This is a genomic window from Dactylosporangium sp. NPDC005572 (assembly GCF_040605515.1).
Taxonomy (GTDB): domain Bacteria; phylum Actinomycetota; class Actinomycetes; order Mycobacteriales; family Micromonosporaceae; genus Dactylosporangium.
In genome coordinates this window covers 32,225-45,972 of sequence record NZ_JBEXCY010000083.1, presented here as the reverse complement: position 1 = coordinate 45,972, position 13,748 = coordinate 32,225, and the positions used below count along the sequence as shown (strand labels likewise).

Annotated in this window: 9 protein-coding genes; 6 read left to right on the top strand and 3 right to left on the bottom strand. The window is 64.4% G+C overall.

Going from position 1 to position 13,748, the window contains the following annotated elements:
* The first annotated feature begins 243 nt into the window (after window positions 1-243).
* The 5 genes from ABZS66_RS32390 (at window position 244) to ABZS66_RS32370 (ending at window position 9,699) form a co-directional block, all read left to right on the top strand.
* Window positions 244-1,482, top strand: a complete 1,239-nt coding sequence (locus tag ABZS66_RS32390; protein WP_354764348.1) for a ricin-type beta-trefoil lectin domain protein — start codon at window positions 244-246, stop codon at window positions 1,480-1,482.
* A 231-nt stretch (window positions 1,483-1,713) separates the two neighbouring features.
* The gene (locus ABZS66_RS32385; RefSeq protein WP_354764346.1) at window positions 1,714-3,270 is read left to right on the top strand and encodes a glycoside hydrolase family 88 protein; all 1,557 of its coding nucleotides are present in this window, start codon (window positions 1,714-1,716) and stop codon (window positions 3,268-3,270) included.
* 62 nt (window positions 3,271-3,332) lie between these two features.
* Window positions 3,333-5,777, top strand: coding sequence for a PQQ-dependent sugar dehydrogenase (locus ABZS66_RS32380; RefSeq protein WP_354764344.1), 2,445 nt, complete (start codon window positions 3,333-3,335; stop codon window positions 5,775-5,777).
* A gap of 330 nt (window positions 5,778-6,107) precedes the next feature.
* The gene (locus ABZS66_RS32375) at window positions 6,108-8,909 is read left to right on the top strand and encodes a BTAD domain-containing putative transcriptional regulator (RefSeq protein ID WP_354764342.1); all 2,802 of its coding nucleotides are present in this window, start codon (window positions 6,108-6,110) and stop codon (window positions 8,907-8,909) included.
* A 226-nt stretch (window positions 8,910-9,135) separates the two neighbouring features.
* Window positions 9,136-9,699: a sigma-70 family RNA polymerase sigma factor gene (locus tag ABZS66_RS32370; RefSeq protein ID WP_354764340.1), complete on the top strand. Its 564-nt coding sequence runs from the start codon at window positions 9,136-9,138 to the stop codon at window positions 9,697-9,699.
* A gap of 715 nt (window positions 9,700-10,414) precedes the next feature.
* Here ABZS66_RS32370 and ABZS66_RS32365 read toward each other — a convergent pair.
* The 3 genes from ABZS66_RS32365 to ABZS66_RS32355 are packed head-to-tail and all read right to left on the bottom strand — an operon-like array spanning window position 10,415 to window position 12,935.
* Complete coding sequence (locus ABZS66_RS32365; protein ID WP_354764338.1) at window positions 10,415-11,218, bottom strand: ABC transporter permease; 804 nt, start codon at window positions 11,216-11,218, stop codon at window positions 10,415-10,417.
* Window positions 11,215-11,967, bottom strand: coding sequence for an ABC transporter permease (locus ABZS66_RS32360; protein WP_354764336.1), 753 nt, complete (start codon window positions 11,965-11,967; stop codon window positions 11,215-11,217). Before ABZS66_RS32360 ends, ABZS66_RS32365 begins: the two co-directional genes overlap by 4 nt.
* On the bottom strand, window positions 11,964-12,935 hold the full coding sequence (locus ABZS66_RS32355) for an ATP-binding cassette domain-containing protein (RefSeq protein WP_354764334.1): 972 nt from the start codon (window positions 12,933-12,935) through the stop codon (window positions 11,964-11,966). Before ABZS66_RS32355 ends, ABZS66_RS32360 begins: the two co-directional genes overlap by 4 nt.
* A 132-nt stretch (window positions 12,936-13,067) precedes the next feature.
* Between ABZS66_RS32355 and ABZS66_RS32350 the strand changes: the two genes are divergently transcribed.
* Window positions 13,068-13,733: a GNAT family N-acetyltransferase gene (locus tag ABZS66_RS32350; protein ID WP_354764332.1), complete on the top strand. Its 666-nt coding sequence runs from the start codon at window positions 13,068-13,070 to the stop codon at window positions 13,731-13,733.
* Window positions 13,734-13,748 lie beyond the last annotated feature (15 nt).

The window sequence follows — 13,748 nt, the reverse complement described above, 5'->3', positions numbered from 1 at the left end:
ACACGGGCGGCCCGTCGAACTCCTCGTCGAACGTCGCCAACTGGGTCAACTACCCGTAACGATCCGGTGCGCTGTCCCGGGCCGGCGGCTGGCCCGGGGCAGCGTCGGTGCCGGCTGCGCGAGTCCAAAGCGTGTACCGCCGAGACGAAATCGATCGCGTGCGATCGCGTGCTGCGCCGATTTTCCACGCTCGACGTTTGAGTCATCGTTGCGCCGCTTGTTGCAACTTTTGGAGGTGTTTAGGTGCACAGATTTGCGAGGCTTGCCTCTACTGCATTGATTGCATCGGTGTTCGCGACCGGCTTGACTGTTGCCTCGGGGCAGGTCGCTGCCCAGGCGGCGGTCGTGTGGAATGAAGAATTTAACGGCGCCTCCGGGCAGGGAGTCGACTCCTCGAAGTGGAGTTTCGACACTGGCGGCGGCGGTTTCGGCAACCAGGAGCTCGAGTACTACAACAGCGGCACCAGTAATGTCTTCCAAGATGGTCAGGGTAACCTCGTGATCGAGGCTCGCCGGGAAAGCGGCGGTCGTAGCTGCTGGTATGGCACCTGTCAGTGGACGTCCGGGCGGATTCAGACCTCCGGTAAGTTCACTCAGTTGTACGGTCACATTGAGGCCAGGATTCAGGTCCCCAAGGGGCCCGGCCTGTGGCCAGCCTTCTGGATGCTCGGTGGGGGAACCTGGCCGAATGGCGGCGAGATTGACATTATGGAGAATGTCGGGCGCGACCCGAATACGGTGTACGGCACGGTTCACGGTCCCGGATATTCGGGCGGAAGTGCAGTTGGTGGCACGCGCAACATCGGCCAGCCGGTAGGGAACGCCTTCCATGTGTTCGCGATCGACTGGTCTCCGAATCTGATCGTCTGGACGCTCGACGGTGCGGAGTACTTCCGGGCGACTCCAGCCAGTCTTCGCGGCAACCGGTGGGTTTTTGATCACCCGTTCTTCATCATCTTGAATCTGGCGGTCGGTGGCAACTTCCCAGGCGCTCCGAACACCAGCACACCGGCGATCAACCGAATGCTTATCGACTACATCCACGTCAGCACGTCGGGGGGTCCGCCAAGCAACCCGCCAACGAATCCGCCCACCGGTAGTGTCAGTGCACTCCGGGGTGTCGAGAGCGGGCGTTGTATTGATGTGCCCGGGGCTAACTCTGCGAACGGGGTCCGCCTGCAGATCTACGACTGCAACGGCACAGCTGCTCAACAGTGGACGGTTGCTTCGGACGGCACCATCCGCGCCCTTGGAAAGTGCATGGACGTTGCGGCGGCAAGTACGGCGAATGGTGCTGCGGTGCAACTGTATACGTGTAATGGCACCAATGCTCAAAAGTTCACCATCTCCGCGGCTGGCGAACTGAGAAACACTGGTTCCGGCAAGTGCGTTGATGTGGTTGGTCACGGCGTTGGGAACGGGGCGCAACTTCAGCTGTGGGACTGCGTCAGTGGCGCAAATCAGAGGTGGTCCAGGATCTGATCAAACACGGACCATGCTGATTGAACTGGGCATCGGAGTGCCACCGCAGTGAAGGTGGTTCCGATCCAAGTTTGATGAACGCATTTTGTCCCTGCGTCAAGGGCCAGTATTGCTAGTCGGCATTTGACGCAGGGACCCGGTCCGCGGCATCAGTACCGTGGTGATCAATCTTGTGGCGACTCACCCGAACATCGAATTTGACCACTGTTAGTGATCGAGAGGAAAACCGGGGTGATCTCGAAACCTGCGATTGTGTTTCCAGCAACGTTCGCCGCCGCGCTTGTCGTCGGTTGCCTGGTGACTCCAGGTCATGCCTTGGCGGCGTCCACAATCTACGAGGCGGAACAGGCTACCGTCTCACGCGGCACGGTGGACTCCAATCATGCTGGCTTTACGGGCACGGGCTTCGTCAACACCGCAAACGAGGTTGGTGTCTACGTCGAGTTCGCGATATCTGCCGTAACGTCGACAAGTGTCAACATCGGCTTCCGGTATGCGAACGGAACCACCGTGAACCGTCCAGGTAGCATCAGCCTCAATGGCAAAGCCGTGGCCACCCTTCCCTTCCCGGGCAGAGGGAACTGGGACGACTGGGAGATCGCGTCGGTTCCGGTAACCCTCGCGCCCGGCGCGAATCTGGTACGCATCACCGGAACCAATGCCAATGGCCTGGCAAACCTCGACTCGCTCACCGTTTCGGACGGGCAGACCGGCGAAACGAACTGGGCCGACGCTATGGTTGACTCCACGATGCGGCGGTTCACTCCGTCGAGTGTAGGCGGCTGGAGCTACCCGGTCGGACTGTACATGATGGGTCAATACGAGGTTGCCCAGCGCACGACCGACCCGATCCGTCGGGCTGCGCTGATCGGCTACATCAGGAGCTGGGCCGACCGGTTCGTTGACAGCTCGGGCCACATCAACAACGGATTCACCAACCTGGACAGCATGATGCCCGGCCAGGTGATGATTGCAATGTACCGCGAGACAGGCCAGGCGAAGTACCGCTTAGCCGCCAAACAGATCCACGACCGACTCGTCCCTGGCGGTGGCTACCCCATCACAAGTGACGGTGGATTCTGGCACGCTACGAATCTGGCCCGTCAGTTGTGGGCAGACGGCACGTTCATGGCAGACCCATTCATGGCTCAGTACGGCCGGTACGTCGGCGACAGCACCCAGTCCTTCGATATCGCCACGAAACAACTGGTCGTGTACGCCAGCCACTTGCAGCAGCCCAATGGACTCATGAAGCACGCCTATGACGAATCGAAGGCGGCGTCTTGGGCGAACCCATCGACCGGCTTGGCCTCTGAATACTGGTGTCGTGCCGTGGGCTGGTTTGGTGTCGCCGCCATCCAGGTGCTCGATCTAATCCCGCCTGACCACCCGCGCCGCGCCCAGCTGGTCTCCATTGTGCAGAACCTGGTAAGAGGCTTTGCCACCTACCAAGACCCAGCCAGCGGTCGCTGGTTCCAGGTCGTTGACAAGAGTGGTCGGGGAGACAACTGGACCGAGACGTCGTGCTCGGCGATGTATGCCTACACCATCAACGCGGCGGTGAGACACGGATACGTACCTGCGACCTACCAACCAAACGCGGATTCAGGCAAGCGGGGTGAGCTGGACCGGATCTCGCTGCACAGCGACGGGCTGACCTACCTATCGAACATCTCCATCGGTACCGGTGTTGGCAGCTACCCCTACTACGTCAGCCGCCCCCAAGCCACCAACGATTTCCATGGCCTTGGCGCGTTCCTTCTCTTCTACGAGGAGGTGTCGCGCTAGCAATGTGCAGTGATCGATGAGTTTGCGGGCTTTGCCGAACATCGACGTCTGTGAGGGATTGCATGAGAAAGAAAGTACTGATCGCAAGCACGATCGGTCTCCTGGCGAGCGTCGCGCTGCAGGCGCTGCCGGCCTCGGCCGCACCGACCCGCTATGAGGCTGAGGGGTCGAACTGCGGCATGTCTGCAGGCACAATCGACGCCAATCACGCAGGCTACAGTGGCACCGGCTTCGCCAACGTCGCCAACGTCGTCGGTGCGTGGCTGCAGTGCACTGTGACCGCCAGTGCGGCGGGCAGTGCCACCGTTGGCATCCGCTACTCCAACGGCAGCGGCGTGGCTCGCCCCGCCGATATCAGCGTGAACGGCTCGGTGGTCCAAGCGGCGAGCAACTTCGACGCCACCGCCACCTGGGACACCTGGGCAACCAAAACCGTGACTGTCAACCTCAACGCCGGCGCCAACACGATCCGGATCGCGGCAACCACAGCTGCTGGGCCCGCCAACATCGACGCCATCGACATCGACACTGCCACACCGCCGAGCTTTACCGACTACCAGGCCGAGAACGCCACCATCACACAAGGCATGGTCGCGAACGACCATCTCAACTACACGGGCACCGGATTCGTCGACTACACCAACGTCGCCGGGTCGGCGGTGCAGTTCAACGTCACTCGCGGCACTACCGGTACCGTCCAGCTCACCTTCCGATACGCCAATGCCGGCGGTGCCAACCGGCCGATGGACATCACCGTCAACGGCAACGCCGCCGCGCTGGGCCTAGCGTTCAACCCGACTGCCAACTGGGACACCTGGGCCGACCAGACCATTTCAGTCGCTCTTAACGCTGGGACCAACACAGTTCGAGCGACCGCCATCACCGCCGGCGGTGGCCCCAACCTGGACAGGCTGCGGGTCACCGGCCAGTCCGACTCGCAAGCCCCGTCCCCGCCAGGCGCGCCGTCCTGCAGCAATATCGCAGACACCCATCTCGATCTTACCTGGCCCCCATCAAGCGACAACGTGGCGGTCACGGCATACGACATCTACCGTGATGGCAATCTGTTGCGTTCCGTGGGCAATGTAACTTCGACCACCCTGACGGGTCTGACACCAAACACCACATACAACCTGGTGGTCTTCGGCCGAGACGCGGCCGGCAACACCTCGCTGGCCAGTCCGCAGACGCCTTGCACCACTCGGCCCAGCGCCGACGGCCAACCGCCAACCGCACCAACGAACCTGGCAGTGAGCAACCTCAGCGGATCCAGCGCGACCCTCACCTGGACCGCCGCAACAGACAACGTCGGGGTCACCGCCTACGACATCCGCATCGGCAATACCGTGATCACATCGGTAGCCGGTACTCCACCCGCGCCAACTGCTCTTGTTACCGGTCTGGCATGCAACACCACGTACACGCTGAGCGTTGTCGCCCGCGATGCCGGCGGCAACATATCACCGCCCAGTAATACCGCCACCTTCACCACTACCGGGTGCAGCGGCGGTGTACCGTCCGCGATCGCCACGTACTCCGGCGGCTGGACCATCCCGTGGGGCATTGCCTTCGCCCCGGACGGCCAATCCGCTCTCGTCACCGAACGGGACGACAAGGTCGTGGGCGGACAGTTCCGGGTATACCGGCTTGCCACGACTGGCGGTGTCAAGACGCTCGTCGGCAGCGTCCCTAACGTGGTCACGACCAACGGCGAGGGTGGCCTGCTTGGCGTCGCTTTCGACCCGAACTGGGCCACAAACAGGTTCGTCTACTTCATGCATTCCGCTGCGGAGGGTAACCGGATCGTCCGGATGACCTACACCGGCTCGTCGTTGAGCGGTTATACAGTCCTGCTTCAGGGCATCGCCAAGAACCAGTACCACAACGGCGGCCGCCTGGCGTTTGGCCCGGACGGATACCTTTACGCCACCACCGGCGACGGACAGACCTCCAGCCGGGCCCAGGATCTCAACTCGCTCAACGGCAAGATCCTCCGGATGCGCACCGATGGCACGCCGGCGCCCGGCAACCCGTTCGGCACGCTCGTCTACAGCTACGGCCACCGCAATCCGCAAGGTCTCGCTTGGGACTCACAAGGCCGTCTATGGGAGGCAGAGTTCGGGAACGTACAGTTCGACGAACTCAACCTCATTAAACCGGGCCGCAACTACGGCTGGCCAACCTGTGAAGGCACCTGCGGCGTGGCCGGCATGGAGAACCCGAAGCGGCAGTGGTCGACCGGCGAGGCTTCGCCGAGCGGCATCACGATCGTCCGTGACGTGGTCTACATGGCCGCCCTACGAGGTCAGCGGCTCTGGCGAATCCCAATCCTGACGGGTGAGACTACCGGCACACCGACGGCTTACTACACCGGCGCTTACGGCAGACTCCGCACCGTCATCAAGGTGCCCGGTGCAGACGCATTCTGGCTCACCACTACCAACTGTGACAACAACGGCGGCGCAGCCAACGGAGCCGACATCATCCTCAGAGTTACCGTCACCTGATCTGCAGCCTGGTTGGCCGGGGCGACTGAACATGTCCCGGCCAACCAACAACGCCCATCCAGCCCACGTCGCCCGAGGCCAGCGCCGGATTGGGAACCTTCCACAAGTTGAAGGTTCGCGATCAGCAAGGTCGACAGATGCCTGCCGACACAGAGAAGGCACGCCGTACCGTTGGTAAGTACTTCGCGCCCGGTCCCGAGCCGGGCGGACCTCACCGAGCAACCGTTTGCTGCAGTGAATGTGCAGCGCGTGGAGTCGAGTAGTCGACGTTCGGTCTCGCATCACGATGCATCAGGTGGCACGATCGGCAGTGCGCGCTACCTTCGGGATATGCCGATCGGCAGGAGTGCACCGTACCGGTTCGCGATCCTCGGCCCGGTTCGCGCCTGGCACGGCACGGACGAGATAGACCTGGGACCGCCTCAGCAGAGGATGGTCCTGGCGGCACTGTTGATGAGCGCCGGTGCCTCGGTGCCGCTGGGGCACCTGCTCGACGCGCTCTGGGACGGGGACTATCCGCGTTCCGCGGAGCATACCGTCCGTACTTACATCTATCGGCTCCGCAGAAGTCTGGCGCAGGTTGATGCCCGCTCGCCATTGATCCGCTCGATTGGTGCGAGCTATCTGCTCGAGGCCGGCGCGTACGATGTTGATCTGGCGGACTTCCGGCGTCTGACGGACTCTGCGGAGCGTGCTCGCCGAGCCGGTGACTCCGGCGGCGCAGTCGAATCGCTGCGCCATGCCGTGGAGCTTTGGAAGGGCGAGGCGTTGGCCGGCCTGACTGGCCGCTACGTCCAACAGTCCCGCGACGCCTTGGACAAGCTGCGGCTCAACGCTCTGGAGACCTTGAATGGACTCCAGGTCGAGCTTGGCTCCTACCAGAAGGCGATCGAGGATCTTATGCCCCTGGTCGCCGCGTACCCACTCGACGAGCGGTTCCGGCGACTGCTCATGCTTGCCCTTCACAACACTGGCCAGCAAGCCGCAGCGCTGGCCGTGTATCAGGATACGCAGCGTGTCCTCGCTGCAGAGCTAGGCATCGACCCAGGTCCTGCGCTGCAGGAGTTGAACTTGCAAATTCTGCGGGGCAGCGCACCGATGGCGCCTCTCGGGCCGGCCGCCGCAGCTGGACCAGCGCAGCTGCCCGCCGACCTCCTGGACTTCACCGGACGCGAAAAGCAGATGCGCCAGCTTGATCTGCTTCTGCCGACGGGCGACGCGCCGCCGGGAGGCACTGTTGTGGCCGTGATCCATGGCATGGGAGGGGCGGGGAAGACCGCACTGGCAGTGCACTGGGCGCACCAGGTTGCCGATCGGTTCCCCGACGGCGAGGTCTACCTCAACTTGCGCGGGTTTCACCCAACCGAGCAAGCAATGTCGGCTGGCGAGGCGCAGCGCGTGGTACTCGAATCGTTCGGCGTCCGGCCGGAGCAGGTGTCAGCCGACCCTGATGCCCAGACTGCCCAGTATCGAACGATGTTGGCCCGCCGTCGAGTGTTGATTCTGCTCGACAACGCGGCTGACGCCGAGCAAGTCCGACCGCTGGTGCCCGGCTCGGCTGGCTGCTTCGTACTGGTCACAAGCCGCGCCAGAATGTCCGGGCTCATCGCCCGGGAGCAGGCCCGCTCGGTCGAGGTACATGCGTGGACTGACACCGAGGGGCGAGGATTCCTGCGGTCAAGAGCTGGACTGGCGAACGACGAGCGTGAGTGGGTATCCGCACTGCTCGAGGCATGCGGCCACCTGCCACTGGCGCTGAGCATTGTTGCGGCACGGATCGTCATGAACCCGCAGTGGTCAATGACGGATGTCATGGGACAGCTGAACGATGGCGTACTTGGAGTGCTGGGTGATCCCGACCAGGCAGTCGACCTGTCGGCCGTCTTCTCCTGGTCGCTCCGCCGAGTGAGTCGTTCTGCCTCCCGTGCGTTCACTATGCTGGCCCTTCACCCAGGCCCGGACGCAGCACTGTCCACCGCGGCCAGTGTATTGGCGTGGCCCGTCGGCCAGACACGGGCTGCGATGGCTGAACTGACCGAGGCGAACCTGGTTCGCGAGCACCGACCCGGGCGCTACGTCATGCACGACCTGCTACGGGAGTACGCGGCGGAACTGGCGCGCACCACCGAGGTCGATACCGAGCGGCGGGCAGCGGTGCACCGGCTGCTCGATCACTATCTACACGCAACATACGACTCAGTCGTCGCGCTACAGCCACAGTGGCAACCGCCGAAGCTACCGCCTGCACTTGTCGGCGTCGTAACGGCCGCGATAACGGACCATCACACCGCTCGGGAGTGGTTGACGACCGAGCACCACGCCTTGGTCGCAATGATTCGACTGGCCGACCGGTACCAGTTTGAGGAATACATCGAGCGGTTCGCGGCGACAGTATCGGACCTGTTCCAGCGACATGGACATTGGCGAGAGCAGGTCTACTTGCAACAGCTGGCCCTGGACACCGGGGAGCGTACTCGGCACGTTCGGGCACAGGCCGATGCTCGGCGCAGTCTCGGCAGTGCATACGCACGACTGAACCGGCCCAAGGACGCCGCCAAGCAGCTATCAGCAGCGCTGGAGCTCTATGACGGGATCGGTGACCTCGCCAGCCGAGGGCGAACCCACCGCGCCGTGGCCTACTTACATGGCAATCAGCGTGAGTACCAGCTTGCGCTCATCCATAGCGAGCGGGCGCTGCACTTGTACCAATCGATTGGCGATGAGGCAGGCATTGCCAGCGCGCTCAATGACCGCGGTTGGTGCCACGCTCTGTTGGGAGACCACCAGCGTGCTCTTGCTGACTGCCGCGGAGCAATGGCGGCGTTCCAAAGGGCGGGCAGCCTCGACGGTATGGCCAGCACGCTCGACAGCCTCGGCTACATTCATGCCCAGCTCGGCGCCTTGCCGGAGGCCGTTGAGTCCCACTGTCGCGCTGGCACGCTGTTCAGGCAGCTTGGTGACCGGTACAACGAAGCAATCTCGCTGGTGCATCTCGGCGACTGCTATCGGAACGCCGACGATTTTTCGGCGGCCGAGTTGGCGTGGAAGCGGGCACTCGAGCTGTTCGACGATCTGGGTCACGTCGGGGCCAACCAGGTCCGCATCAAGCTGGATGGTCTCGCCGGCAGGTGATCCACGGCGGTCGCCCTCTCGCTACCTGGGTGGCGGTATGCGCCGCCCGCCGAGTCGCGCCCAAGCCTGTGGGTGGGTCCCCTGCGAGGCGGACTGCGGCTCGATCTCTGCACCTGTGGCTCAGGATCGGCATCGGTTCGGTACCAGGCTCTAACGTCACCGATTCGGCGTCGATATCGGACTGGTGGACTGCTGTCGGTCCTTAAGCCGAGGGGAGTAGCCCGTCATGACGACGATCGATGTCGAGCCGCAATGGGCCGACCGCGGTGCTCAGTCTCCAGAGGAACGAATGCGCACCCTGTACGAAGCGACTGCTAAGCCGCTACTGTGGTACCTCCTGAAGTTGACCTCGGGGCGTCGGCAACTCGCCGAGGATCTGTTGCAGGAGACGTTCCTACGAGCCTGGCGGTTCGTCGATCGGCTGCCGACCAACCCGGGTCAGGCGCGGTCTTGGTTGTTCACGGTCGCCAAGCGGGTCGCCATTGACGCCGCCCGGGCCGACCGGGTCAGACCGCTCGAGATGAGTGTCGCGGACATGGAGATATTTGCTGGTATCGCCGATCCTACGGAATCCGTCGTCAACGTGGGGCTGATACGCGGCATCCTGCAAAAAGTCAGCCACCGACATCGAGAGGTGCTGGTCGAGGTGTATTTACGCGGTGCTTCGCTTCGCGAGGCTGCCGAGCAGTTCGGCGTCCCGCTCGGCACGGCCCGTTCCCGCGCGTTCTATGCACTGCGTTCGGCACGCGCGCAGATACCTGACGGCCGGGGCGCGGACGGCGCGTGCTGACCTGCCACCGCATCAGTGACTCTGGCGACATACGCCTGAGATCCGCCGAGTAAGCCGGCGCCGTGCGATGGGATGCCATCTTCAGGGCGTCCCATCGCAAGCTGTTCGAGGGGTTCACCAGCCAGGCGACCTGGGCAACCCTGACCAAGGCGTGACCGAGTCCGTCGCCGGCTCGGCGGACCTGCGGATCGGCGTCGCACCGCTGCGGCGAGTTGTTTGAGATCCAGGCCGGGCCTGTTTGGCATCCAGGCCAGCCCGGAGCAGGATACTGCGGGCGGGCCGTCGTTGCCGATTACCCGCCACCGTACACGCGGGATAGAGCGCAGATCACCCGTGACTACTCGAAACTGAGCTCCCCCGCTTTGATGGAGCGGTGGTTACCGGCCTCCGGCTGCGGCAGGGGTGAGCAGGTTGGGCGCCGGTGTCGCCCGCGGGTCTTGGCGGGTTGACCCGCCGCGCCAGCCGCGGCGCAGGAACGCGCCCTGCCAGCCCTCCGGTGGGTTGTGGCGGGTAGCTCGAACGCTTCACCGGCCAGAAGGCCACCCTCACCACCAGAAGCCAACCAGCCGCCGCCTGTTGGCCCGGGTGGGAGGAGGCACCAACCATCCCGACAACGTTCCTGACGTTCCTACGTCAGGGCATCAAGTTCTATCTATGTCAGTAAGGAGATCCACGTGGTGCCGGACAACCTGGGTGCTGCCGAGGCTGAGCGGATCTACTGTCGAGCGGCACGTCGTTTCCGGTAGCCGGCGACGGCGAGTGGTCCGAAGACGGCTATGAGCCCGACCGCCCAGGCCAGGGTGCCGAGCAGGGGGCGCGTGAGCGGGCCGCCGTGGGCCAGCACGCGCATCGCCTCGGCAAGCAGCGAGACCGGGTTGCCCCGCGCGATGGGCTGGGCCCAGCCGGGCAGATCGGCCAACGAGACCATGCCGGTGGAGAGAAACGAGATCAGGAGAAATCCTGCGTTCAGACCGGACGTCAGGGACTCGGCGCTGGTGGCTCGTACCGCCGCGGCGAGCACCAGCGACACGACGCCTAACGCGAATACTAGTGGCAGGACGAAGAAGCCGATGATCGAGGCCGGGCCCGTGTTGAACCGGAAGCCCATGACTATCCCGACCGCGACTACCAATACCAGTGTCATCAGGTTGCGGAGGGAGTCGGCGGCGATTCGGCCTAGCAGCGGCGCCGCCGCCGAGACGGGCATCGTCCGCAGGCGGGTGTCGAACCCCGCCTGGAGGTCGATGGTCGTGGTCGCGCCGGTGCCTAGTGTGGAGAACAGGACACCCATGACGGCGAACAGCGGCAGGCCGAAGTTCACGAAGGCCCGGTATCCCTGACCCGGCAGGACGATCGTGCCGAAGCTGGCTGTCATGAGTAGCAGCAGGAGTACGGGGAAGACCACGGCGATGAACAGGGCGGTCGGGTAGCGAAGGGTGACCAGCAGGGTCCGGCCGGTCATGACCATGGTGTCGTGCAGCAGGGAGGCCCGCGCGGGTGGCGGTACGGCGATAGTCACGCGGCACGTCCGATGGCACGGGTGGCGAAGCCGAGCCCGACGACGAGGAGGCCGGCCAGCCATGTCGTGGCGATGAGCAGCGGCCGGGTCAGACCGACGTCGGTGTCGGCGAGGGCCCTGATGGCGTCGGCGACGCGGCTGACTGGCTGGTGTTCCACCACGGGTCGTAGCCAGGACGGGAAGGCCCAGGCCGGGGCGAAAGCATTGGACAGTAGCAGGGCCGGGAAGTAGATGAGGTTGCTTGCTCCCTGGACGGCTTCCACTCGGCGCAGTGTGAGACCCATCGCGATGAAGCAGGTACACAGGACCGCGGCGAAGGCCAGCGACGCCAGTATGAAGCCGGCCGAGGCCAGAAGACCACCACGGAAGCGGAACCCCAGCGCCACGGATGCCGGTACCAGCGCCCCGATCGACAGCGCCGCGCGGGTTACCTCGGCCCAGAGCAGCCCGAACACCGGGGCGGTACGGCGGATCGGCATGACGCGCAGGCGGCGCAGCGTCCCGCCGGTCACGTCTTCGGCGGCGAGTTGCGCGCTGGACATCGCGGTGAAGAAAGTGGCCTGGATGATGATCGCGGGCAGCAGGTAGAAGATGTAGTCGATGCCGGCGCGGTCCATGACCTTGCCGAACACGGTGAAGAAGAGCAGGGCGAACAGCAGTGGCAGGATGACCGCGCCCATGATCGAGGCCGGTCGACGGGACATGAGCCGCAGGTGTCGCCCAGCGAGCACTGTCGAGTCGAGGCTCATGTCGCCACCTCGGCGGTTTCGGGGTGGGCGCCCTGGCCGGTGAGGCGCAGGAACACGTCCTCCAGGGTCGGGCGGCGTAGACCGATGTCTTCTATGTCCACATCGGACAGTGTTGTGGCCGTGGCTTCGTCGAGCCGGCGTACCACGGCCACGAGGGTCTCCGGGCCGGCTGCAGGGAGGCTGACCCCGTCGGGAAGGACGGTCACCTCGCCGAGGTCGGCCAGCTCGCGGGCAACCCGTTCGCGGGTGGCGTTGTCCGGCAGCGTGATGTGGCAGACAGAGCCGCCGGCCCGCTGTTTCAGTTCCCCGGCCGTACCCTCGGCGACGACCCGGCCGTGGTCGATGACCGCGATCCGGTCGGCCAGTTCGTCGGCCTCGGCCAGGTACTGCGTGGTGAGCAGGACGGTGATGCCGTTGTCCCGTAGCTCGCGCACCATGTCCCAGAGTGCGATCCGGCTGTGTGGGTCGAGGCCGGTCGTCGGCTCGTCGAGGAACAGCACGGTCGGCTCGCGGGTCAGCGACGCGGCCAGGTCCAGCCGTCGCCGCATGCCGCCGGAGTAGGTCTTGGTCCGCCGGGCGCCGGCCTCGACCAGGTCGAAGCGTTCGAGCAGTTCCCGTGCACGTGCCTTGGCCTGCTGCCGGCCGAGTTTCATGAGCCGGCCGAAGAGGACGAGGTTCTCCAGCCCGGTCAGGTTGTCGTCGAGCGCTGCGAACTGTCCCGTCACGCCGATGACGCCGCGGACCTGTGCTGCGTCACGGGTCACGTCGTAGCCGGCGACGCGGACCTGGCCGGCGTCGGGCCGTTCGAGGGTGGTGAACACGTTGATGGCGGTGGTCTTGCCGGCGCCATTGGGGCCGAGGAGCCCGAAGATCGTGCCCTGCTCGATCCTGAGCGACAGACCGTCCAGTGCGCGCACGGTGCCGAACGTCTTCATCAGGTCGTTCGCCTCGACCATGACAGAACTCATGAACCCTCCAGTGGCATCCGCCGCACCAGGCCGCCGTGGTGGCCGACGGAGTTGCTTCCATCATGTTTGGTGAGGCTAACCTAATATGCAAGACCTGATGTTCCCATTTGCCGACGACGGAAAGATCGACACATGTCTGAGACGTACCCCGTCCTCGCCCGTGAGCTGCGGGACCTGCCGCAGGAGATCCTCGATGTCGCAGGGCCGCCAGTACCGATGGTGGACCCGCCGTACCGGATTCGTGCCGCGGAACCCAACGGCCCGGACACGGCGATGATCACGGCGTGGATGAATCAGCCGCACCTCGCCGCGGCATGGGAGTACGACTGGCCGGAGGAGCGTTGGTACGCACACCTGCGTGCGCAGGTCGACGGCACGTACTCGCTGCCGCTGATCGCTGAGTTCAATGACACGCCGATCGCCTACTTGGAGATCTACCGCACTGCCAAGGACCAGATCGCCGGTACGTATGACGCGGACCCGTACGACCTCGGCATGCACGCGGCGATCGCGGTGACGTCGATGGTCAACAAGGGTCTGGGTCCACGACTGCTGCCCCAGTTGATCCGCAGCATCTTCGAGTTGGAGCCCAAATGCCGTCGCGTGGTCTTCGAGCCGGACTACCGCAACGCCGTCATGCGCCGGCTGTCGGCGTTCGGTGGTGGCGTGTTTCTGGGCGAGCACTACATGCGGGCGGACCGCAAGGTTGCGTTGTACGTGGTGCCCCGCACCCCCGACGACCTTCCGTCGTTCCCGCTCCCGGAGCGTGAGCCGCCTATCCGGCCGAGCGCATCATGACGTCATGATGCGCCA

Coding starts and splice junctions, on each gene's coding strand:
- ABZS66_RS32380 (WP_354764344.1), top strand. CDS start 3,333: ATGAGAAAGAAAGTACTGATCGCAAGCACGATCGGTCTCCTGGCGAGC.
- ABZS66_RS32375 (WP_354764342.1), top strand. CDS start 6,108: ATGCCGATCGGCAGGAGTGCACCGTACCGGTTCGCGATCCTCGGCCCG.
- ABZS66_RS32370 (WP_354764340.1), top strand. CDS start 9,136: ATGACGACGATCGATGTCGAGCCGCAATGGGCCGACCGCGGTGCTCAG.
- ABZS66_RS32360 (WP_354764336.1), bottom strand. CDS start 11,967: ATGAGCCTCGACTCGACAGTGCTCGCTGGGCGACACCTGCGGCTCATG.
- ABZS66_RS32355 (WP_354764334.1), bottom strand. CDS start 12,935: ATGAGTTCTGTCATGGTCGAGGCGAACGACCTGATGAAGACGTTCGGC.
- ABZS66_RS32350 (WP_354764332.1), top strand. CDS start 13,068: ATGTCTGAGACGTACCCCGTCCTCGCCCGTGAGCTGCGGGACCTGCCG.